This window comes from Nonomuraea basaltis (assembly GCF_005893125.1).
Taxonomy (GTDB): domain Bacteria; phylum Actinomycetota; class Actinomycetes; order Streptosporangiales; family Streptosporangiaceae; genus Nonomuraea; species Nonomuraea basaltis.
This window is the reverse complement of the sequence record NZ_VCJS01000092.1, coordinates 1-20,690: the sequence shown is the minus strand read 5'-3', so window position 1 is coordinate 20,690 and position 20,690 is coordinate 1. Positions and strand designations below refer to the sequence as shown.

Sequence of the window (20,690 nt, the reverse complement as noted above, 5' to 3'; positions counted from 1 at the left end):
GGACGTACGCCGTACGTCATAGTGGAGGGCATGGTCGCGGTCATCCCCAAAGACGACAGCCGCCTCCGCTATGCCTGGCGCGTGTGCTCGGTCACCAGCCTGGGGCTGATCCTCATCGGCATCGCCGGCAGCACGCTCAACGTCGCGCTGCCGACGGTCGTGCGGCACTTCCAGGCCAGCGCGCTCGAGTCCGGGTGGATCCTGCTGGCGTTCCTGCTGGTCAACACGGCGAGCCTGGTGTTCTTCGGCCGGGTGGCGGACCTGCTGGGCAGGCGGGAGGTGTACCTGGCGGGGTTCGCGCTGTTCACCCTGGCCTCGCTGCTGGCCGGGCTGTCGCCGGACGTGTGGTTCCTGATCGCGATGCGTGTGGTGCAGGCCGTCGGCGCGGCGATGATCCTGGCGAACGGCACTGTGATCATCGCGGACGCGTTCCCGCCCGACCGGCTCAGCCAGGGCATGGGCGTCTACATCGGCACGCTGTCGGTGGCACAGCTGGCCGGGCCCACGCTGGGCGGGCTGATCGCGGAGACCGCGGGCTGGCAGTGGATCTTCTGGGTGAACGTGCCCGCCGGGCTGATCGCGCTCGGCTGGGGCGCGGTGATCTTACGCAAGATGCCCAGGCGGCCGAAGGAGCCGGTGGACGCGCTGGGCAACGTGCTGCTGTTCGCGGCGCTGTCGGCGCTGCTGCTGGCGCTTTCCGAGGCGGGCTCGGGCGGGCTGTCGAGCCCTGTGGTGCTGACCGGGGCGGCGGTGTTCGCGGTGCTGGTGCCGCTGATCGTGGTCGCCGAGCGGCGCTCCGCGAACCCGGTGCTGGACCTGCGGCTGTTCGGCGGGCGGCTGCTGGCGTACGCGAACCTGGCGTCGTTCTGCAACGCGCTCGCCCGGTCGGCGCTGATCCTGGTGGTGGCGCTGTACTTCCAGGCGGTCAGGGGGCTGGACGCCTCCGAGGCGGGGCTGAGTGTGCTGCCGGTGCCGGTCGGGATCGGGCTGGCCTCGCCGCTCGTGGGCATGCTGGGGCGGAAGGTGTCGCCGTACGCGCTGTCCATCGGTGGGGCGGTGCTGAGCGCGGCCGGGCTCGGCACGCTGATGCTGACGGCCGATCCCGGTACGCCGTACTGGGTGATCGGGATCGGCCTGTTCGTCGCCGGCTGCGGCAGCGGGACATTCCTGACCGGCAACACCACGCAGGTCATGCGGGCGCTGCCGGTCGGAAGCCTGGGCGTGGTGAACGGCTTCCGCGTCATGATCATGAACATCGGGGTCGTGATCAGCGTCGGCCTCTCGCTCAGCGTCCTGACCAGCTCCGTGGGGCCGCAATTACGGAACCAGGTGTACGCGGGCACGCTGTCCAAGCTGTCGCCGGTGGCGGTGGGGCAGCTCATGGACGGCTTCCAGCGCGCCTACGCGGTGCTGTTCGCGGTGGCACTGGCAGGCGCGCTGCTGGCTGCCCTGGCGTGGCCTCAGAGGGCGGCGGCCAGCCTGGACTCCACGTCGCGGTAGCGGGAGACCGGGATGAGGTGGACGCCGGTGAAGGCGCCGGAGTCGCGGAGGGCGAGGACCTGCTCGCAGGCCGCCTCCACGCCCGCCATGCGGTCCGCGGCCACCCTCTGGATCAGGTCCTCAGGGATGGCGATGTCCGGGATCGCAGCGGCCAGGGTTCGGGCGTGGCGCTCGCTGGCCAGCACCATGACGCCCGCATAGACGGGCACGTCCACCGGGTGGGCCTCGCGCCAGCGCAGCTGGGCCTCCAGCGAGAAGCTGACCTGGGAGAACAGGAAGTCGGCGGTACGCTTCCATGCCGGCAGCGGACGAAGCCCCGCAGCCGCGCCGAGCCGGAAGCCCGGCGAGAACTCCCTGGCCTCCTCGATCATCGAGCGGACCGTCAGGTCACTGGTGCGATTGCCGCTCGTCGGCTTGTCCCCGTAGACGAACAGGAACTGGTCAACCCCGTACGCCGCCGCCGTCAGCAGGTCGCGGCGGAAGCCGAGCAGGTTGCGGTCGCGCGAGTTGAGGCAGGCGATGCCGCGTCCGCCCATCGACTCGACCTCGTGCGCCACGGCCACGCTCGACACCGTCGCGCGGCCGATGTGGTTGTCGGGGATGAGGAACGAGTGGGCGATCTTGCCCAGCGTGCCGATCTGGTGCCTGACGTGCTTCAGATCAGGCTTGGTCGGGGGTTCGATCTCGCAGATCAGCTCGAAGGTCACGATCAGGACCCTAACGGGTGGCCGCCAGCGCCTCTATGCCGCTGAGCACGAGGTCGACGCCGAACGTGTCGTACAGCTCCGGGTCCATGCCCTCGACCAGCGGTCCTGCCATTTCCACCAGGTTGGGGTACGTCTCGGTGGGCAGGGACTGCAGGCCGAGCCGCTTGGCTCTGACGGCGAGCTCCTTACCGGGCCGGACGTGCACGGGGGCGTCGGCGATGGCTATGGCGCTCTGCAGCAGGTACTTGGTGATCAGGCAGCTCTCCTCGACGCTGAACCCGGCGGTGCGGGCCAGCCTGAGCGCCTGGTCCCACACGGCCAGGAAGTTCGGCACCTCGACCGGGTCGATCTGCTCGATCACGTTCTTCGCGCAGGGGTGCGTACGCAGCGTCCTGATCAGACCCTCCATCAGGTCACGCAGCTGGGCCTGCCATGGGCGCTCGTCGGCCGGTTTGGGCGCGAATCCGCCGATCAGGTGGTCGGCCATGCCGACGATCAGCTGATCCTTGTTCTTGAAGTGCCAGTAGAGGGCCATCGGGGTCACGCCCAGGTCCGTGGCCAGGCGTCTGATCGTCACGGCGTCGAGTCCCTCGGCGTCGCCGATCTCCAGAGCGCGCTCCGCGATCGCCTGCGCGGTCAGTTTTCCCATCACAGTTGACAACTATACGACGTACAAGTTCAACTATACGGCGTACAAGTACAACGTATAGGAGGACATGGCATGCGATGGTGGGCGTTGGTCGCGGTGACCTTGGGCACCTTCATGACCTACCTGGACAACAACGTGGGCAACGTCGCGTTGCCGACGATCCAGCGGGAGCTGGGGCTGACGATCTCCGGACTGGAGTGGATCGTGAGCTCGTACATCCTGGTCTTCGCCGGGCTCATGCTGGCCGGCGGGCGGCTGGCGGACGTGTTCGGGGCCCGGCGGGTGTTCCTCGGCGGATTGGCGATCTTCACGGTGTCGTCGCTGGCCGCCGGGCTCGCCACCAGCGGGGCGGTGCTGATCGCCGCGCGGGCGGTGCAGGGCGTGGGGGCGGCGCTGCTCACGCCGACCGCGCTGGCGCTGATCAGCCAGATCTTCCCCGATCCGGGCGAGCGCGGCCGCGCCGTGGGCATCTGGAGCGCCTCGGGGGCGCTGTCCATGGCGCTCGGGCCGGCGGCGGGCGGCTTCATCAGCGAGCACCTGCACTGGGGCTGGATCTACCTGATCAACGTGCCGATCGGGGTGGTGACGTTCGGGCTCGCGCTGTGGGCGATCAGGCCGGCGTTCGCGAGGGTGCGCCACAGCCTCGACCTGGCCGGGCTGGCCACCTCGGCGATCGCGCTCTTCGCGCTGACGTACGCGCTCATCGAGGGCGGCGGGGCCGGCTGGACCTCGCCGGAGATCCTGGCCGCCTTCGGCGTGTTCGCGGCGGCGGCCGTGGCGTTCGTGCTGGTCGAGACGCGCGCTGCGGAGCCGATGATCGTGATGTCGCTGTTCGGGTCGCGGACGTTCACCGGCGGCCTGCTCACCAGCGGGATCTGGTCGTTCGGCGTGTTCGGCATCTACTTCTTCAGCGCGCTCTGGCTGCAGAACGTGCTCGGCTTCTCCCCCACCGAGGCGGGCGGCTCATTCGTGCCGATGGCTCTGGTCATGGCCGTCGTCGCGATCCTCTCCCAGCGGATCAGCGCGCGGCTCGGCATCGGCCGCACGGTGGCGCTGGGGATGGCGTTCATGAGCGCGGCGATCTACCTGCTCTCAGGGGTCGGCGCCGACGGCGACTACGCGGACGTGGCGCCCTGGTTCATCCTGTACGGCCTCGGCGCCGGCCTGCTGGTGCCGCTGACGGCCGCCATCCTCAGCGGGATGCCCAAGGACAGGTCCGGCGTGGCCTCGGGCATGCTGAACGTCTCACGCGAGGTGTTCGGGCTGCTCGGCATCACCGTACTGGGGGCGATCCTGAACTCCAGGCAGAGCGCCAGCGACCAGCCGCCGCTGCCGGCCTTCCTCGACGCCTATCAGTTCACGCTGGTCGTCGCGGCGGCGGTGGTGCTGGCGGGGATCCCGGTCGCGCTCTATGCCCTGCGATCCCCTGAGCGTCAGGCGGCGGCCTCCGTCACCGTGGGGTCCTCGAACTGAGTGCGGTACAGCTCCTCGTAGCGGCCGCCGGCGGCGAGCAGCTCGGTGTGGGTGCCGCGCTCGGCCACCCTGCCGTCCTCGATCACCAGGATGAGGTCGGCGGCGCGGATCGTGGAGAGCCGGTGGGCGATCACCACGGCGGTCCTGCCCTCGAGCGCCTCGCCGAGCGCCGCCTGCACGGCCGCCTCCGAGGTGGAGTCGAGCGCCGCCGTGGCCTCGTCCAGGATCACCACCCTGGGCCTGGCCAGCAGCAGCCGGGCGATCGTCAGGCGCTGGCGCTCGCCGCCCGACAGGCGGTAGCCGCGCTCGCCCACCACCGTGTCGAGCCCGTCAGGGAGCGATGCGATCAGCGTCGCCAGCCTGGCCCTGGTGAGCGCGTCCCAGATCTCGTCCTCGGTCGCCTCCGGCCTGGCCAGCAGCAGGTTCGCCCGGATCGACTCGTGGAACAGGTGGCCGTCCTGGGTGACCATGCCGAGCGTGTCGCGGATGGCGTCGAAGGTCAGGTCGCGCACGTCCACGCCGCCGAGCCGCACCGCGCCCGAGTCGACGTCGTACAGGCGGGGCAGGAGCTGCGCGATCGTGGACTTGCCGGCGCCCGACGAGCCGACGAGCGCCACCATCTGGCCCGGCTCGGCCCGGAACGAGACGCCGTGCAGCACCTCGGCGCCGCCGCGTGAGTCGAGCACGGCGACCTCCTCAAGGGAGGCGAGCGAGACCTTGTCAGCCGACGGGTAGGCGAAGCGCACGTCGTCGAACTCGACCGAGACCGGCCCGTCGGGCACCTTCCCGGCGTCCGGCCGCTCCTGGATGAGCGGCTCGAGGTCGAGCACCTCGAAGACGCGCTCGAAGCTGACGAGCGCGCTCATCACGTCCACGCGAGCGCTGGCCAGCGCGGTCAGCGGGGCGTACAGGCGGGTGAGCAGCATGGCCATCGCCACGACCGCGCCGGGCGCGAGCTGGTCACGCAGCGCGTAGAAGCCGCCGAGGCCGTACACCAAAGCCAGCGCCAGCACCGAGACCAGGGTCAGCGCGGTGACGAAGGCCGACTGGGTCATGGCGGAGCGCACGCCGATGTCCCGCACCCGCCTGGCCCGGCTCGCGAACTCGGACGACTCGTAAGCGGGCCGGCCGAACAACTTCACCAGCGTCGCGCCCGGCGCGGAGAAGCGCTCGGTCATCTGCGTGCCCATGGCCGCGTTGTGGTCGGCCGCCTCGCGGCGCAGCCGGGCGATCCGGTGCCCCATCCGCCGGGCGGGCAGCATGAAAACGGGCAGGAGCAGCAGCGCGAGCAGCGTGATCTGCCAGGAGATGCCGATCATCGCGATGAGCGTCAGCATGAGCATCACGACGTTGCCGACCACGCCGGACAGGGTGTCGGTGAACGCCCGCTGCGCCCCGATCACGTCGTTGTTCAGCCGGCTGACCAGCGCGCCGGTGCGGGTCCTGGTGAAGAAGGCGATCGGCATCCGCTGCACGTGGTCGAAGACGGCCGTGCGCAGGTCGAGGATCAGGCTCTCGCCGAGGCCCGCGGACAGCCACCGGTTCACCAGCCCGAGCCCCGCCTCGACGACGGCCAGGCCCGCGATGGCGATCGCCACCACGACGACCACCTCCAGCGGCTCCGCGCTGAAGATCGCATCGATCACCCGGCCGGCCAGCAGCGGAGTGGCCACGGCCAGGCCCGACAACACCACGCTGAGCAGCACGAACAGCGCCAATCTCCGGCGGTGCGGGCGGGCGAAGCCGCCGATACGCCGGAGCGTCGCCCTCGACAGGGGGCGGCGCTCCGGGTTGTTGTTCATCGAGTACAGCTGGTGCCACGCGGTCACTTCCATGCTCATGGCATGGAAGGCTAGTTCCTCAAGTTAAGTTGAGGTCAAGCGCCGATCTTCGCGCCCTTGGCGTGCCACGCCACCGCGACCGACGGGCGCGGCTGGTCGCCGTCGGGCCAGCGGCTGACCGGGTTCTCCGGGGACGCGCCGTCGATCTCGCCCGGGTGCTGCACCGCCACGAACACGCTGCGCTGGTCCTGGGTGATCAGCGGGCCGCAGGTCTCGGCGCCGATGGGGACCGTGAGGAACTGGCGCAGGTAGCCGCGCTCCTTGCCGCGGACGGGCATGACGAACAGGCCGTCGTTGGTGCCGAGCGCGTTGCCGTCCGTGGAGATCCACAGGTTGCCGTCGCGGTCGAACGCCAGGTTGTCCGGGCACGAGATCGGCGAGACCTTGGTCTTGTCGAAGCCGGCGAAGTAGGTGGCGGCGTCGTTCGGATCGCCGCAGACCAGCGGCAGCGACCAGCCGAACGTCTTCTCCGCCGCGTCGTTCCGCTTCTCCACGATCTCCAGGACGTGGCCGTGCTTGTTGGAGGGGCGGGGGTTGGCCTCGTCCACCTGGGCGGCGGTGCGGTTGCTGTTGTTGGTCAGCGCCACGTACACGGCGCCGGTGACCGGGTTGCGCTCGACGTCCTCGGGGCGGTCCATCTTGGTCGCGCCCGCCTTGTCGGCGGCCACCCGGGTGTAGACGAGGACCTCTTGAGCGGTCATGCCGTCCACGAACGACTTGTCGCCCGAGACCAGCGGGATCCACTCGCCGGCGCCGTCGAACAGGCCGTCGGAGGGCAGCTTGCCGGATCCGTCGATCTCGGCGGCCGGGCTGTCACCGGTGAACTTGGCCACGTACAGCGTGCCCTCGTCCAGCAGCGCCCTGTTGTGCCGGTCGAATCCGGGGATGTAGCGGTTCTTGGAGACGAACTTGTAGACGTACTCGAAGCGCGCGTCGTCGCCCATGTACGCGACCAGGCGGCCGTCACGGGACAGCGTCGTGGTGGCGGCCTCGTGCTTGAAGCGGCCGAGCGCGGTGCGCTTGATCGGCGTGGAGTCGGGGTCGAACGGGTCGATCTCCACGATCCAGCCGAACCTGTTGGCCTCGTTCGGGTGCTTGGCCAGGTCGAAGCGCTCCTCGACGCGGTCGAACCGGCGACTGCTCGACGGGGTGCCGTTCGTGAGCGTGTAGCGGGTGGCGTACGGCTTCTGCGCGGCGGGCACCTTGTCGGCGTTGACGAAGTACTGGTCGAAGTTCTCCTCGGCGGTCAGCACCGTGCCCCACGGGGTGGTGCCGCCCGCGCAGTTGTTCAGCATGCCGACGGGGGTGAGCCCCTTGGGGTCGGCGGCCGTCTTGAACAGGTCGCTGCCCGCGGCCGGGCCGCTGAACTTCATGGGGGTCTGAGCGGTGATGCGCCGGTTGTAGCGGCGGCGGCCCTTGGTGACCAGCTTCCACTCGCCGGCGCCGCCCGCGCGCTCGATCTCCACGACCGAGCCGCCGTGCGCGGCCAGCGCGATCTTGATCTGCTCCTCGGTCGCGGCGGCGCCGCCGGCGTAGCCGCGGAACATCAGGCTCTCGTCGGTGTACTCGTGGTTCACCCAGAGCAGCCCCCGGTCGCGGCCCATCGGGAACAGCGTCACGAAGTCGCAGTTGTAGCCGAACTGCTTGTTCTGGGCGTCGGCGGACTGGTTGTCGAAGTCGAAGTCCGGCGCGCCGGGCAGCACCGGGTCGCCCCAGCGCACCACCACGGAGGAGCTGTAGCCGTCGGGAACGCGCAACGCGTCTTCCTTGTTCGGCGCCACGGGGGTGAAGCGGAGGTCGCCGCTGCCGCCGCTGGGCCGGCCACTGGTGGTCGCGGCGGACTCGGGGTCGGCGGCGAGCGCCGGGGCCGCACCGGCCACGCCCACGCCCGCCACGAGAGCGCCCAGCGCGCCCGCCCGCAGCATGCCGCGGCGCGACAGCGCCTCCTTCACCACATCGCCGAAGTAGGCGTTGCCGGCGGTGTTGGCCACATCGTGCGCGCACGCGTTGCCGCAGCGGAACTGGCAGGTCAGCGCGGATCGGCCGCCTTTATGGGGGGTGGAAACCAACGGCAGCAGCCGCCGCCCGTCCCCGATGAGTTTCGCCACAGGTCCTCCATATTTGTGCGCGGTTGTACGGCCGGGAGGCTACGGTCACCGTCGAAACCCCAGGTGAACGATGATCTCCATCTTGATGAACGCTTCCCGGGAGACAATGGTGGTGTGCCACCACGCAAGATGGACCAGGAAAAGCTGAGATCGGCCCTGGACGGCCAGCTCGTCGCCCTCGACGAGCCCCCCTACGACGGGCCCGCGGCCGCTCTGCCCGACGCGCTCGTCACGGCCGTGCTGGCCGCCTACGACCGGGGGCTGCGGCCGGAGCGCGACGCGGCCCGGCAGGCCGTGCGCTACCTGCTCGACAAACTGGCGACCGCCGCGCCCGGCCGGACCGTCGAGGTGCGCGTGCCGCCGTACGCCGCCGTCCAGGCGATCGCCGGGCCCCGCCACACGCGCGGCACCCCGCCGAACGTCGTCGAGACCGACGGGCGCACGTGGATCGAGCTCGCGCTCGGCCGGCTGACGTGGGACGAGGCCATGGCCAAAGGCGCGATCTCCGCCAGCGGATCCCGCGCCGACCTGTCAGAGCACCTGCCGCTCTAGCTCTCGCGGCTCCTGCCGCTCTTCTAGCGGCCGCCGCTCATCCAGGGGAACCTGTCCTCGAAGCAGCGATCGGCGAGCTCGCCGGGCAACTGGGCGCATTCCTGGACCACGTTCCAGAACCAGATGGCCACGATCGCGAAGAGGACCAGGGACAGGACGCTGATCACGATGCCGGCGATGGCGCGGCCCTTGCCGGCGCGCCTGGCGAGCGCCACGCAGCCGAACACGATCGACAGGATGGCGGTGATCACGCCCGTGAAGCAGACGAACACGAGGAAGGGGCTGGCCACGCCGAGCACGAGCGCGGCCGTGGCCAGGCCACTGCCGGTCCTGTCCTGCTGGGCGTGCTGGTAGGGGGCGCCCGGCTGGGCGTACGGCGGCGGCGGGCCGTAGCCGGGCGGGCCGCCGTACGGGCTGGACGGCGTGGTGCCGGGCACCACGGGCGGCTCTTGTGAGGGGGCGGCATAGGTTCCGTACGGGGTGAAGGGCGGCTGCTCGCCATGGGCGCCCTGGCGGGGCTGCTCGTACCGGGACGGCGTCGGCCTGCCGGGCCCCTCCTCCTTCGGCGCGCCCTCCCAGCCCGGGTACGGCGGGGTGGCGCCCGGGATCGGGTACGCCTGGGTCGTCCCGGCGTCGCCCTCCGCCGGCTCGGGGATCTCGGGCGCGGTGGGCAGGTCGGGATGCTCGGGCTCGCCGCCCGGCCGCGGCTCGTGCGTGGGCGGCACGTCGGGCCGCGGGACCGTGGGCGGCGCCGGCGCGATGGGCTCCTCCTCCTCACGCCCCGGCGGCTCTTCCCCGGGCGCCGGAATGATCGTCGGCTCTCCGGGCGCCGGCTCCTCCTCCGGGGCCGTGCCGCCGGTTGGGCCGGCGCCGGGCGGGCCGCCCGCCGACCACCCCGGCGGGGTCTCGTCCCCGCCCGTCGGCCCGCTCTCGTACGGCCGGGGCTCGGGCGGGGGTTCCTCCCGCTCCGCCTGACCCTCGCTCCACCACGCGGGCTTGCCTTCTTCCGTACGGTCCTCGCGCGGTTCCCGCCCCGGGCGGGGCTCGTTCGGATCCCCAGATTTGGTCACGTGTGCGTCTCCCGACGGGTTTGCATGCCGGATACTTCACCCTTTCGCGGAGGGCGGCGGCTAAACCACGCGACACGGTAAGAGAACGCTCATCCTTGGGTCACCATGCGCCAAAGCGGCAGGCGGCGGGCAAGATGAGGGCATGCTGGACGAGACCCTGTCGTACGCACTGATCAAACTCATGAAGACCCAGCGCAACCAGCTGGCCGCCGCCCTGGCACCGCTCGGGCTGCACGTGGGACAGGAGATGCTGCTCAACCAGTTGTGGCGGGAGGACGGGCTGACGCAGGGCGAGCTCATCGCCAGGCTCGGCGTCGAGCCGCCGACCGTGACGAAGACCCTCCAGCGACTGGAGCGGGCCGGCTTCGTGTACCGGGCGCCCGACCCCGACCGCCCGCGCGTGGGCCGTGTGCATCTCACCGACGCGGGCAAGGCGCTGCGCGAGCCGGTGGAGGAGATCTGGAGCCGGATGGACGAGGACCTCCAGCGCGGCCTCGACGACGCGGAGCGCGAGCTGCTGGCCCGCCTCGTCCGCGCCAGGCGCCCCTAACCTTTTCACTTCGAGCGAAACACCCTTGCAGAGTCGCCCGCCCATGCAGTTAGCTGGCTAATTAGTCGGCTAATTCACGATTGAGAAGGGCATTTCCATGCATGTGCTCATTACCGGCGGTTCGTCGGGCATCGGCGCCGCGACCGCGCTCGCCTACGCCCAGAACGGCGCCCGCGTCACGATCACCTACAACTCCGGCGCGGACCGGGCGGCCGAGGTGGTCAAGCGCATCGAGGAGGCGGGCGGCGAGGCGGCGGCCGTACATCTGGACCTGGAGGACCACGCGACGATCGCGCCCGCCGTCGCGCAGGCGGGGCCCGTGGACGCGCTCGTGGCCAACGCGGTCCGCTGGGGCACGATCATGCCCAACAGCGTGGCCTTCGAGGAGGTGCCGGCGGCGGAGTGGTCGGCGGCCCTGCACGCCAACGTCGTCGGCAACGCGCTGCTCGTCCAGGCCGTGCTGCCCGAGATGAGACGGCGGAAGTTCGGGCGGATCGTGTTCGTGTCCTCGGGCGCGGCCGAGGAGGGACAGCCGGGGCCGGGACCGTACGGCACCGCGAAGATGGCCCTGCACGGCATGGCCCGCGCCCTCGCCTGGGAGGCCGGCCGGGACGGCGTCCTGGTGAACGTGGCCGTCGCCGGGCTCACGATCACCGGCGTCGCCCGCCCCATTCCGCAACAGGTCCTGGACGGCATCGCCGCCCGCACGCCCAGCCGCAGGCTGTCCACGGCCGAGGACATGGCCGCACTGATCGTCTTCCTCGGCTCCGAGGCCAACCACAACCTCACCGGGGAGGTGCTCCGCGACGGATCCAATGCGGGCAGGTCATCGCACGCTCTGTGATATCGCACCCGAGTGCGCGAGCACGGAAGCGCTCAACCTAGACTGAGTCGTGTGCTGAAGGGCGACGGCCGACTCGGCCATGACCTGGACTCCCAAGATCGCGCACCCAAGGACGCCTGTGGCGTCTTCGGGGTTTGGGCTCCAGGCGAGGAAGTTTCCAAGCTCACCTACTACGGGCTGTATGCGTTGCAGCACCGCGGCCAGGAGTCCGCGGGCATCGCGGTCAGCGAGGGGAGCCGCATTCTCGTCTACAAAGACATGGGCTTGGTCGCCCAGGTCTTCGACGAGTCGGTGCTCGGCACCCTGCGCGGCCACCTGGCCATCGGCCACTGCCGCTACTCCACGACCGGATCGAGCGTGTGGGAGAACGCGCAGCCCACGCTGAGCTCCACCGACGTCGGTGGGCTCGCGCTCGCGCACAACGGCAACCTGATCAACACCCCGGAGCTGGCCCAGCGCCTGACTCCGGGCTCCACCAGGGCCACCACCGACACCGAGGTCCTGACCACGCTGCTGGCCCAGGACCGCACCCGCTCCATCGAGGACTCTGCCGCCGAGCTGCTGCCGCAGGTCAAGGGCGCCTACTCGCTCGTCTTCATGGACGAGACGACGCTCTACGCCGCCCGCGACCCGCAGGGCATCCGCCCGATGGTGCTCGGCCGTCTCGAGCGCGGCTGGGTGGTGGCCTCGGAGACGGCCGCGCTCGACATCGTGGGCGCCACGTTCGTCCGCGAGATCGAGCCCGGCGAGCTGCTCACCATCGACGAGCGCGGCGTCAGGTCCCGCCGCTTCGCGCTGGCCGAGCCGAAGGGCTGCCTGTTCGAGTACGTCTACCTCGCCCGCCCCGACACCACCATCGCGGGCCGCGGCGTGCAGGTCACAAGGGTCGAGGTCGGCCGCGTGCTGGCCCAGGAGCACCCGGTGGAGGCCGACCTCGTCATCCCCACGCCGGAGTCCGGCACCCCGGCCGCCGTCGGCTACGCCCAGGAGAGCGGGATTCCGTACGGGCAGGGGCTGGTCAAGAACTCCTACGTGGGGCGCACGTTCATCCAGCCGTCCCAGACCATCCGCCAGCTCGGCATCCGGCTGAAGCTCAACCCGCTGCGCGAGGTCGTCGAGGGCAAGCGGCTGGTGGTCGTGGACGACTCGATCGTACGCGGCAACACCCAGCGGGCCATCGTCAAGATGCTGCGCGAGGCCGGGGCCCGCGAGGTCCACGTACGCATCTCCTCGCCTCCCGTGGCCTGGCCGTGCTTCTACGGCATCGACTTCGCCACCAGGGCCGAGCTGATCGCGGGCTCGCTGACGGTGGAGGAGATCCGGGCCTCGCTCGGTGCCGACTCGCTCGGCTACATCTCCTTGGAGGGCCTCACCAAGGCCACCACCATCCCCGCCGAACGCCTCTGCAGGGCCTGCTTCGACGGCTCCTACCCCATCCCCATCGACCAGGACAACGTGGGCAAGTTCGTGTTGGAGAGCAAAGCGTGAGCGAGCGAACCTTCAGACACGGCACTGTGCTCGCGCTGCCGGCGAAGGAGGCTGCGTGAGCACGTACGAGGCCGCCGGGGTCGACATCGAGGCCGGCGAGCGTGCCGTCGACCTGATGAAGAACAAGGTGGCGCGGTCGCGGCGGCCGGAGGTGGTCGACGACGCCAGCGGGTTCGCGGGCCTCTTCGACGCCTCGGCCCTGCTGCGCTACGAGCGCCCGCTGCTCGCCACCTCAACCGATGGCGTGGGCACCAAAGTCATGATCGCCCAGCGGTACGGCAAGCACGACACCATCGGCATCGACCTGGTCGGCATGGTTCTCGACGACCTGGTGGTGTGCGGGGCCGAGCCGCTGTTCATGACCGACTACATCGCCTGCGGCAAGGTGGTGCCCGAGCGCATCGCCGAGATCGTCGGCGGCGTGGCCGAGGGCTGCCGCCTGGCCGGGGCCGCGCTGGTGGGCGGCGAGACGGCCGAGCACCCGGGGGCGATGGGGCCGGACGAGTACGACCTGGCGGGGGCCGGCACCGGGGTCGTGGAGGCGGCCGCCATGCTCGGGCCCTCCCTCGTCCGGGAGGGCGACGTGGTCCTGGGGCTCGCCTCGTCCGGAGTGCACTCCAACGGCTACTCGCTCGTACGCCACATCCTGCGCGAGGCCTCGCTGTCGCTCGACACGGTGCTGCCGGAGCTGGCGCGGCCGCTCGGCGAGGAGCTGCTGGAGCCGACGCGCATCTACTCGCTCGACTGCCTGGAGCTGACCCGGTCGGCCGAGGTCCATGCTTATGCGCACATCACCGGCGGGGGGATCGAGAGCAACCTGTCGCGGTCGCTGCCCGGGCACCTGGACGCCCTGCTGGACCGGTCGTCGTGGACCCCTCAGCCGATCTTCGGGGTGCTGGCGGAGTACGGGCGCGTGGCGCAGAAGGACATGGACCGGACGTTCAACCTAGGCGTGGGCATGGCGGCCATCGTCGCCCCTGACGCGGCCGACGCCGCCGTCCGCCTGCTTGGTGACCGCGGGTTGCCCGCCTGGGTCCTGGGCGAGATCGTCCCCGGCACCGGCCGGGCCAACTACCGGTAACCGCCCCCGCGAGGTGCCGGTGCGGTGGTCAGGTGGGCTTGTGGCGTTGGTAGTAGCGGGCCACGCGGACGCGGTTGCCGCAGAGGTCCGGTGAGCACCACCGGCGGCGGGGGTGGGCCGGCAGGAAGAGCATGCGGCACTGCGGGCCCTCACAGGGCCGGATCCGGCCGGCTGCCGGGTCCGTGAGCAGTTCGGTGGCCGCCTCGGCGAGCTGGGCGAGCAGGCGGGCCAGGTCGTCGCCGTCGCGGCGGGTGCCCGTTCTGAAGGTGCCGTCCCGCCACTCCAGGACGCGGTAGGGCGGCGCGGCACGGGCCGCCTCGTTCAGCGCGGTGACCGCTGCGGGCGGCGGCGGCGCGCCCTCCCGGACCGCGTTCAGCGCCGACTCCACGTGGCCGCGCAGCCGGCGAACGGCAGCCAGGCCGGCGGCCGTGAGCGGGCCCGCGGGCGCGGCGAGCCGGTCGGCCTGGAGGGCGAGCCACGTCTGGAAGTCCCCGGGCGCGTCGAGGGCGTCGAAGTCGCGGGCGCGCGTGTTGACCAGGTCCAGCGCGAGCGGCTCGCCGATCAGGAGCTCCATGACGACTAATGGTACATCCGATGATTGACGCATTAGTCGGCACACCGCTATAACTAATGCATCATCGACCAGGAGAGGCATTAGACATGGACGTTCCCCAGGTGCGGCACGGGTTCGTGGACGTGGACGGCGTGCAGGTGTTCTACCGGGAGGCCGGGCCCGAGGACGGGTTGCCCGTGCTCCTGTTGCACGGGTTCCCGTCGGCGTCACACCAGTACAGGCGGTTGATGGATGCGCTGGGCACCCGGTATCGGATGATCGCTCCGGACTATCCCGGGTTCGGGCACACGGAGGCGCCCGATGACTTCGTCTACTCCTTCGACCGGCTCGCGGACGTCGTCGAGGGGTTCGTGCAGAAGATCGGGATTGAGCGTTTCGTGTGGTACGCGTTCGACTTCGGCGGGCCCGTCGGGTTCAGGATGGCGACGCGGCATCCCGAGTGGATCGCCGGGATGATCGTGCAGAACGCCAACGCCTACGAGGAGGGGCTGTCAGAACTGGCGCGGAAGACGATCCATGCCCCGGCCGAAGACCTTGGCGACCTGTTCACCCTGCCCGTCACCCGCAGCCAGTACGTCGGCGGCACGACCGATCCCGCGGCGGTGTCACCCGACGGGTGGACGCTCGACCAGCACTTCCTCGACCTTCCAGGACGAAAGGAAGCGCAACTCGCCCTCGCGCTCGACTACCGCAACAATGTCGCGCTCTACCCCGAATGGCAGGCATGGCTGCGCGAGCACCGGCCGCCCACGCTGATCGTCTGGGGACGCAACGACGTGTTCTTCCCCGAGCCCGGCGCGCACGCGTACACACGTGACGTGCCGGAGGCGGAGGTGCACGTGTTCGACACCGGGCACTTCGCGCTGGAGGAGAAGCTTCCGGAGATCGCGCCGCTCATTGCCGACTTCCTCAGCAGGCAAGCTGACGAAAGCCCCACGGTTGCCCGTGGGGCCCGACGAGTGTGAGCGAGGATCCGGCACTCGCCGGGCCCTCGGCCACGTCAACCAGGAGTACGGCTACCGACGGCCGGACGTACGGCCATCGTCGTCGTCCTCGGCGCCATAGTCATCGGCGTAATCGGCATAGCGATCCGCCAGCTCATCGTTGAGGTCGTCGGCGTCGTCATTGCGGCTGGGATCTCCGACCCCGAGTTCGTCGCGAAGACGCTCAAGATCCGTGCCGCCGCTGTTGTACTTCAGCTGGCGAGCAACCTTGACCTGCTTGGCCTTTGCTCGGCCGCGCCCCATTGGCTCGACCCCCTCGTGTGGGGTCGTCCCCGACCCCTCGTCGCTAACGCACCACACACTGACGCCGCCTGACTTTGGACGTCAGCCTATCGTTCGCCTATTACCGTACCTGTTTTGTGCCCAGCTCGGTACGCCGTATGGGCGTGGGGCGTCAGCCGCCCAGCCAAATGGCCCGAATACGCCCGACTTCCGACATTCTGCGCTCAGCTAGCCTATCCGCTGCGACCGCGGGAGGAACGCCCTCATCGGCCGCGATCGAGAAGATCTTCAGAGTCGTGTCGTAGATCTGGGCCGCTTTGGACCTGGCCCGATCCATGTCGAAGCCGCCGATCTCGTCGGCGACCTGGATCACACCGCCCGAATTGACCACGTAGTCCGGCGCGTACAGGATCCCGCGCTCGGCGAGCTGCTTCTCCACCCCGGCGTGGGCCGGCTGGTTGTTGGCCCCGCCGCACACGATCTTCGCCTTCAGCCGGGCCACGGTGTCGTCGTCGAGCGCGCCGCCCAGGGCGCACGGGGCGAAGACGTCGATGTCGGCGGACGTCAGGGCCCGGGCGTCGGGGAGGACGTCGACGCCCGGGTGGCGCAGGCGTACCCGCTCGACGGCCTTGGGGCTGACGTCGCAGATCACGACCTCGGCACCGTCCTCGCACAGGAGATCGACCAGGCGGTGGCCCACCTTCCCGACCCCTTCGACACCGACCCGCTTGCCGTGCAGCGACGGCGTGCCGTACACGCGCTCGGCAGAGGCGCGCATGCCCTGGAACACGCCGAACGCCGTGAGGATGGAGGAATCCCCCGCACCGCCGTTCGCGACCGTGCGGCCGGTCACGAAGCGCGACTCGCGGGCGACGATGTCCATGTCCTCGCTGTAGGTGCCGACGTCGCAGGCGGTGATGTAGCGCCCGCCGAGCGACTCGACGAACCTGCCGTACGCGCGCAGCAGCGCCTCGCTCTTGTCCTGGGCCGGGTCGCCGATGATGACGGCCTTGCCGCCGCCATGGTCGAGGCCGGCCAGCGCGTTCTTGTAGGCCATGCCCTTGGCCAGGTTGAGCACGTCGGCGAGGGCCGCCTGCTCGCTCTCGTACGGATAGAACCTGGTGCCTCCCAGGGCTGGGCCGAGTGCGGTGTTGTGGATGGCGATGATGGCCCGCAGGCCGCTCTGCTCGTCGGCGCAGAACACGACCTGCTCGTGGGCGTCCTTGTGGGACGAGCCGAAGACGTCGGTCACGGTAGTGACTCCCTGTCCGGTCCGCCGCACCGTCGCGGCGGAGATCACCTCACAGAGTAGTAAGCCACAACGGTGCATGCAGGGTCGCTTCGTGACACGATGCCTCCGTGCTGCCCTATGCCGCCTACCTCCGCGTCTATGAGCCACTGACCGCGTTCGCCGAGTCCGAGCGCAAGGTGTGGGCCGACTACGCCGACTCACGGGACCGCCCGCGCCGTGCGAACGCGCTCAATGCGGAGCACGGCGAGTCGGTGATGCGCCTGCTCGGCATGCCCCCTCAACCCGTTCCCGCTCAGGAGAGCTCCAACGCCTATCTGCGGCGCGTTGAGGATCGTTTGTACGTGTGTCCCTGGCAGTCGCGTTTGCGTTCGTGGCTGGCGTTCTCAAGGCTTCGTGGGACCACTCCTGTGAAGGTGATGGACCATCTCGTGCCCAAGGGCGTCGCCGAGCAGACCGCCGACGACTTCGACCGGTTCAAGCGGAAGGCCGGCTCGTCGGCGTTGCGGACCCACATTCGCACTACGGCGTGGCATGTGCCGCCGTCGTGGTTCGTGCCGTTTGATGGGAACGAGCGCTGGCTGGTGCTCGGCTCCGCCACTCCGGGACAGGACGTGAAGACCACCGCTACCGGACGCAACCTCATCTACGTCACCTCCATGGCGCAGGCCAGGAGGCGGGCGGCGCGGGCGCTCAACGTGCTGCGCAGGCATCTGGGCGACGTGGCGGCCAACTTCGACGTGGAGGACATCGCCAGGTGGCTGGAGGAGTTCCACCCGCATTCGCTGGTCGAGCTCGACTATGGCGGGCTGGTGCACCTCATGGACGACGACGCGCTGCAGGCGGACCAGTCGGTGGCGGAGCTCGCGGCGGCTCTGACGGGCCTGGACACGGGTCAAGAAGAACTTGCCTACGCCATGTACCAGAGGGTGATCCTGCGGTGGAAGTCAATGCAACAGCTGGAATCTGCCAACTGAGCCCCAATACGGCCGTCTGACCTGCATGAGTAGGTCACGTCTCACGGCTGCTCTCTTCTGCGAACTGAGTAGTTTGCCGTTTTCACTGCGATACCACGAACCGTGTCGCTAGAATCACCGAGCGTGACATGGCCACCGGGGCGGGCAGTTGGGTCGAAGAAGGGCTCGCCAATCGCTCTGCGTGGCGGTATGGTCACATCGGGTGATGCCGCATATGGCTCAGAAAAGCCGCACGCTCTGCGCCATAGGTGGACATCCGTGACACGCGCAAAAGGCAGTCACAGGATCGCGAAGCCGGTCCACACGGAGGAGAGGCCGCACAAATGTCAGCTCGTACACCCGAGGCCGAGCCACTGCTTACGCCCGCTGAGGTCGCGACCATGTTCAGGGTCGACCCCAAGACCGTCACGCGGTGGGCCAAGGCGGGCAAGTTGACGTCGATTCGCACCCTCGGCGGTCATCGGCGTTACCGGGAGACCGAGGTTCGCGCACTGCTCGCGGGCATTCCGCAGCAGCGCTCCGAGTAACAGGGGGTCGTCACGAACCTCAGGGGGGTTTGAGAGGTGGACCTGGCTAGCACTGGGGCCCGGTCCACCACTGATTCATGGCGATCTCATGCCGACTTCTAAGACCGCTGTGTCCGCTGTGACGACATGACGTCGCATGGAAAGTTGGCGCCGCCCGCCCGGCGCCATCCTTTCCTCCCCCGCGTCGGCCACCGAGCCTTCACGCCATGCGCTCGAGCAGGCCGGCCACGTCGTTGTCATAGGTGGCGGCGACTCTGAGCAGCGCCACCATGTGATCGACGAGCATCCGCTCGAGCGTCGGACGCTCGATGTCGCGGTGCTCCAGCCAGTCGAGGCCGGCCGTCTCCACGGAGGCGATCCACGACCGCAGCGTCGTGCGCAGCACCGGGCTCGGCTCCTCCACGCCCATCTGCTTCTGGATGAGGCGGAAGAGCCTGCGCCGGACGCCGTCCACGATCTCGCCGACCTCGCCCGTCCTGTTGGCGGGGCCGCCGCGCAGCAGCGCGGCGAATCCGGCCGCGTGCTCCTCGACGAAGTCGAAATAGCGCTTGAGCCCGGAAGCCAGCTCGTCGATCGGGCTGCCGCCCTCCTGCGGGCGTAGCCGGGACTCCAGCTGCTCCGCCGCGCTCTTCAGCGCGGCCACGTAGAGCTCCTGCTTGCCGCCGAAGTAGTGGTAGACCAGGGCCCGCGAAGCGCCCGCCGCCGACGCCACGTCGTCGATCGAGACATCCTCCGCGTCGCGGGTGCTGAACAGCTCGAGAGCGGCCGCCATGAGCTCTTCGCGACGACGGTCCACGCTGAGCCTGCGCCGCGCCGGCCGTGCCGTCTCGGCTGACTTCCCGGATGTCACACCTGCACAGTATCCGACCCCCTTGCCGGTAGCTGACGTGTGCTTATCCGGTCAAGGCCGGCTTCTGTGCCTCAATCCGTGACGGAGGCCGTACCCTGCGGCGAACTCGATCGTTTGGTGAGACAGGTGCCCATATCCGCATCGCGGGGGAGACACATGTCAGGACCGCCCGTCAACACTCCGACCATCACTGAGCTCAGAGAGGTAGATACCCTGCCTCGGCCCAGACCGACCATCCGCAACGTCGCCGAGCGAGCCGGCGTCTCGAAATCGCTGGTCTCTCTCGTGCTGCGCGGATCCCCGCACGTGAGCGAGCACCGGCGCCAAGCGGTGCTGCAGGCTGCCCGCGAGCTCGGCTACCGGCCGAACGCGGTCGCGCGCAGCCTGGTCGAAGGCCGTACACACCTCGTCGGCGCGCTCGTCGCCGACCTGCACAACCCGTTCTACGCCGAGTTCCTCGACGGCCTGCAGGAGAGCCTGCACGGCGACGGCCTGCGCATGCTGATCGGGAACAGCCAGTGGGACCCGGCGTTCGAGGACGAGGCCGTGGAGGCCTTTCTCGAGCTGAGGGTCGACGGGCTGGTCCTGCTGGGCATCGCGCCGACCAGCGAGACGCTGATCGAGGCCACCGCCTACACCCCCACCGTCGTCGTAGGGGAACGTGACATCGAGCTCGACGGCGTCGACATCGTGGTCGACGACGACCAGCTCGGCGCCCGCCTGGCCATCGATCACCTGGTCGAGTTCGGCCACAAGCGCATCGCGCACATCGAGGGATCACGCTCGTCGCGCTGCGAGGGGTACCTCGTGGCGATGCGCAGGCACTCGCTGGCGCCGTACATCATGGTCGAGGCCGCGGACTCCTCGGAGGACGGCGGCCGGGAGGCGGCGATCGCGCTGCTGACCCGGGACCCCAGGCCCACGGCGATCTTCGCCGCCAATGACGTGGTCGCGCTCGGCGTGCTCTCCGCCGCCGACGAACTGGGCCTGCGCGTTCCGGAGGACCTCTCGGTGATCGGGTACGACAACACGCACCTGTCCGCCTCCCGTCACATCTCGCTGACCTCGGTCGACCAGCCCCGGCGCACCATGGGCAGGTCGGCGGCCGCGATGCTGAGCGACAGGATCGGGGACCCGGCGAAGGTCGCGCGCCTGCGTGAGATCCGCCCCGAGCTGATCGTGCGGCGCAGCACGGGTCCCGCCTAAGAGAGGTCCAAACCTGGGTCAAGCCGTGTGGCGGCGCGGCCGCACGGCGGTTAACTCGGCAGGGTCATGCTAATTGTGGCCGGATCCGTTCCGGTCACGATCTGATCCGGGGGAACAGTCATGCGTGATCCGGAACTGGTGTCCTGCGCCCAGCGCGCGGCGGCCGAACTCGAGCGCGCCTGGGGGCACTGGCGGGCGGCTGTCTCTTATACCCATCT

Annotated in this window: 20 protein-coding genes; 11 read left to right on the top strand and 9 right to left on the bottom strand. The window is 69.9% G+C overall.

What is annotated here, in order from left to right:
* Positions 1-30 precede the first annotated feature (30 nt).
* On the top strand, positions 31-1,500 hold the full coding sequence (locus tag EJK15_RS35250; RefSeq protein WP_138714810.1) for an MFS transporter: 1,470 nt from the start codon (positions 31-33) through the stop codon (positions 1,498-1,500).
* On the opposite strand, the gene EJK15_RS35245 is transcribed toward EJK15_RS35250, so the two are convergent.
* Both EJK15_RS35245 and EJK15_RS35240 read right to left on the bottom strand, forming a co-directional pair.
* The gene (locus EJK15_RS35245) at positions 1,461-2,207 is read right to left on the bottom strand and encodes a methylenetetrahydrofolate reductase (protein ID WP_206061278.1); all 747 of its coding nucleotides are present in this window, start codon (positions 2,205-2,207) and stop codon (positions 1,461-1,463) included. The genes EJK15_RS35250 and EJK15_RS35245 overlap by 40 nt on opposite strands.
* A 10-nt stretch (positions 2,208-2,217) precedes the next feature.
* Positions 2,218-2,856: a TetR/AcrR family transcriptional regulator gene (locus tag EJK15_RS35240; protein ID WP_240777421.1), complete on the bottom strand. Its 639-nt coding sequence runs from the start codon at positions 2,854-2,856 to the stop codon at positions 2,218-2,220.
* A 72-nt stretch (positions 2,857-2,928) separates the two neighbouring features.
* On the opposite strand from EJK15_RS35240, the gene EJK15_RS35235 reads away from it, so the two are divergent.
* Positions 2,929-4,329 (top strand): MFS transporter, encoded by a 1,401-nt coding sequence (locus EJK15_RS35235; protein ID WP_138714807.1) that lies wholly within the window; start codon positions 2,929-2,931, stop codon positions 4,327-4,329.
* Here the strand turns inward: EJK15_RS35235 and EJK15_RS35230 are convergent.
* Positions 4,290-6,170 carry an ABC transporter ATP-binding protein gene (locus EJK15_RS35230; protein WP_138714806.1) on the bottom strand — a complete coding sequence of 627 codons (1,881 nt, stop codon included), beginning with the start codon at positions 6,168-6,170 and terminating at the stop codon, positions 4,290-4,292. The genes EJK15_RS35235 and EJK15_RS35230 overlap by 40 nt on opposite strands.
* A 35-nt stretch (positions 6,171-6,205) precedes the next feature.
* On the bottom strand, positions 6,206-8,278 hold the full coding sequence (locus EJK15_RS35225) for a PhoX family protein (protein ID WP_206061277.1): 2,073 nt from the start codon (positions 8,276-8,278) through the stop codon (positions 6,206-6,208).
* Between the two features lie 129 nt (positions 8,279-8,407).
* Here EJK15_RS35225 and EJK15_RS35220 point away from each other — a divergent pair, with 129 nt between their 5' ends.
* Complete coding sequence (locus tag EJK15_RS35220; RefSeq protein WP_138714833.1) at positions 8,408-8,830, top strand: sterol carrier family protein; 423 nt, start codon at positions 8,408-8,410, stop codon at positions 8,828-8,830.
* A gap of 23 nt (positions 8,831-8,853) precedes the next feature.
* Here EJK15_RS35220 and EJK15_RS35215 read toward each other — a convergent pair whose 3' ends face one another.
* Positions 8,854-9,900 (bottom strand): DUF4190 domain-containing protein, encoded by a 1,047-nt coding sequence (locus tag EJK15_RS35215; RefSeq protein ID WP_138714805.1) that lies wholly within the window; start codon positions 9,898-9,900, stop codon positions 8,854-8,856.
* 142 nt (positions 9,901-10,042) lie between these two features.
* Here EJK15_RS35215 and EJK15_RS35210 point away from each other — a divergent pair, with 142 nt between their 5' ends.
* The 4 genes from EJK15_RS35210 (at position 10,043) to purM (ending at position 13,863) form a co-directional block, all read left to right on the top strand.
* Positions 10,043-10,450, top strand: a complete 408-nt coding sequence (locus EJK15_RS35210) for a MarR family winged helix-turn-helix transcriptional regulator (RefSeq protein ID WP_138714804.1) — start codon at positions 10,043-10,045, stop codon at positions 10,448-10,450.
* Between the two features lie 97 nt (positions 10,451-10,547).
* On the top strand, positions 10,548-11,294 hold the full coding sequence (locus EJK15_RS35205) for an SDR family NAD(P)-dependent oxidoreductase (protein ID WP_138714803.1): 747 nt from the start codon (positions 10,548-10,550) through the stop codon (positions 11,292-11,294).
* 51 nt (positions 11,295-11,345) lie between these two features.
* The gene (purF, locus tag EJK15_RS35200) at positions 11,346-12,782 is read left to right on the top strand and encodes an amidophosphoribosyltransferase (RefSeq protein ID WP_138714802.1); all 1,437 of its coding nucleotides are present in this window, start codon (positions 11,346-11,348) and stop codon (positions 12,780-12,782) included.
* A 55-nt stretch (positions 12,783-12,837) separates the two neighbouring features.
* A complete protein-coding gene (purM, locus tag EJK15_RS35195) occupies positions 12,838-13,863 on the top strand; it encodes a phosphoribosylformylglycinamidine cyclo-ligase (protein WP_138714801.1) in 1,026 nt (341 codons plus the stop codon).
* Positions 13,864-13,891: 28 nt separating this feature from the next.
* On the opposite strand, the gene EJK15_RS35190 is transcribed toward purM, so the two are convergent.
* Entirely contained in the window at positions 13,892-14,437 is a 546-nt protein-coding gene (locus tag EJK15_RS35190) for a CGNR zinc finger domain-containing protein (RefSeq protein ID WP_138714800.1), read from the bottom strand.
* A gap of 86 nt (positions 14,438-14,523) precedes the next feature.
* On the opposite strand from EJK15_RS35190, the gene EJK15_RS35185 reads away from it, so the two are divergent.
* Entirely contained in the window at positions 14,524-15,402 is an 879-nt protein-coding gene (locus EJK15_RS35185) for an alpha/beta fold hydrolase (RefSeq protein ID WP_138714799.1), read from the top strand.
* A 51-nt stretch (positions 15,403-15,453) separates the two neighbouring features.
* On the opposite strand, the gene EJK15_RS35180 is transcribed toward EJK15_RS35185, so the two are convergent.
* On the bottom strand, positions 15,454-15,684 hold the full coding sequence (locus EJK15_RS35180) for a DUF3073 domain-containing protein (protein ID WP_138714798.1): 231 nt from the start codon (positions 15,682-15,684) through the stop codon (positions 15,454-15,456).
* 151 nt (positions 15,685-15,835) lie between these two features.
* Positions 15,836-16,915: a Glu/Leu/Phe/Val family dehydrogenase gene (locus EJK15_RS35175; protein WP_138714797.1), complete on the bottom strand. Its 1,080-nt coding sequence runs from the start codon at positions 16,913-16,915 to the stop codon at positions 15,836-15,838.
* A gap of 107 nt (positions 16,916-17,022) precedes the next feature.
* Between EJK15_RS35175 and EJK15_RS35170 the strand changes: the two genes are divergently transcribed.
* Together EJK15_RS35170 and bldC are read left to right on the top strand one after the other, a co-directional pair.
* Positions 17,023-17,889 carry a DUF8083 family protein gene (locus EJK15_RS35170; RefSeq protein ID WP_138714796.1) on the top strand — a complete coding sequence of 289 codons (867 nt, stop codon included), beginning with the start codon at positions 17,023-17,025 and terminating at the stop codon, positions 17,887-17,889.
* Between the two features lie 323 nt (positions 17,890-18,212).
* Entirely contained in the window at positions 18,213-18,416 is a 204-nt protein-coding gene (gene bldC / locus EJK15_RS35165) for a developmental transcriptional regulator BldC (RefSeq protein WP_013133571.1), read from the top strand.
* A gap of 199 nt (positions 18,417-18,615) precedes the next feature.
* Here the strand turns inward: bldC and EJK15_RS35160 are convergent, their stop codons facing one another.
* A complete protein-coding gene (locus EJK15_RS35160; protein WP_240777413.1) occupies positions 18,616-19,266 on the bottom strand; it encodes a TetR/AcrR family transcriptional regulator in 651 nt (216 codons plus the stop codon).
* A 156-nt stretch (positions 19,267-19,422) separates the two neighbouring features.
* On the opposite strand from EJK15_RS35160, the gene EJK15_RS35155 reads away from it, so the two are divergent.
* Positions 19,423-20,472, top strand: coding sequence for a LacI family DNA-binding transcriptional regulator (locus EJK15_RS35155; RefSeq protein ID WP_240777412.1), 1,050 nt, complete (start codon positions 19,423-19,425; stop codon positions 20,470-20,472).
* Positions 20,473-20,690 lie beyond the last annotated feature (218 nt).

Coding starts and splice junctions, on each gene's coding strand:
- EJK15_RS35250 (WP_138714810.1), top strand. CDS start 31: ATGGTCGCGGTCATCCCCAAAGACGACAGCCGCCTCCGCTATGCCTGG.
- EJK15_RS35240 (WP_240777421.1), bottom strand. CDS start 2,856: ATGGGAAAACTGACCGCGCAGGCGATCGCGGAGCGCGCTCTGGAGATC.
- EJK15_RS35235 (WP_138714807.1), top strand. CDS start 2,929: ATGCGATGGTGGGCGTTGGTCGCGGTGACCTTGGGCACCTTCATGACC.
- EJK15_RS35230 (WP_138714806.1), bottom strand. CDS start 6,170: ATGAGCATGGAAGTGACCGCGTGGCACCAGCTGTACTCGATGAACAAC.
- EJK15_RS35220 (WP_138714833.1), top strand. CDS start 8,408: ATGGACCAGGAAAAGCTGAGATCGGCCCTGGACGGCCAGCTCGTCGCC.
- EJK15_RS35210 (WP_138714804.1), top strand. CDS start 10,043: ATGCTGGACGAGACCCTGTCGTACGCACTGATCAAACTCATGAAGACC.
- EJK15_RS35205 (WP_138714803.1), top strand. CDS start 10,548: ATGCATGTGCTCATTACCGGCGGTTCGTCGGGCATCGGCGCCGCGACC.
- EJK15_RS35190 (WP_138714800.1), bottom strand. CDS start 14,437: ATGGAGCTCCTGATCGGCGAGCCGCTCGCGCTGGACCTGGTCAACACG.
- EJK15_RS35185 (WP_138714799.1), top strand. CDS start 14,524: ATGGACGTTCCCCAGGTGCGGCACGGGTTCGTGGACGTGGACGGCGTG.
- EJK15_RS35180 (WP_138714798.1), bottom strand. CDS start 15,684: ATGGGGCGCGGCCGAGCAAAGGCCAAGCAGGTCAAGGTTGCTCGCCAG.
- bldC (WP_013133571.1), top strand. CDS start 18,213: ATGTCAGCTCGTACACCCGAGGCCGAGCCACTGCTTACGCCCGCTGAG.
- EJK15_RS35155 (WP_240777412.1), top strand. CDS start 19,423: ATGTCAGGACCGCCCGTCAACACTCCGACCATCACTGAGCTCAGAGAG.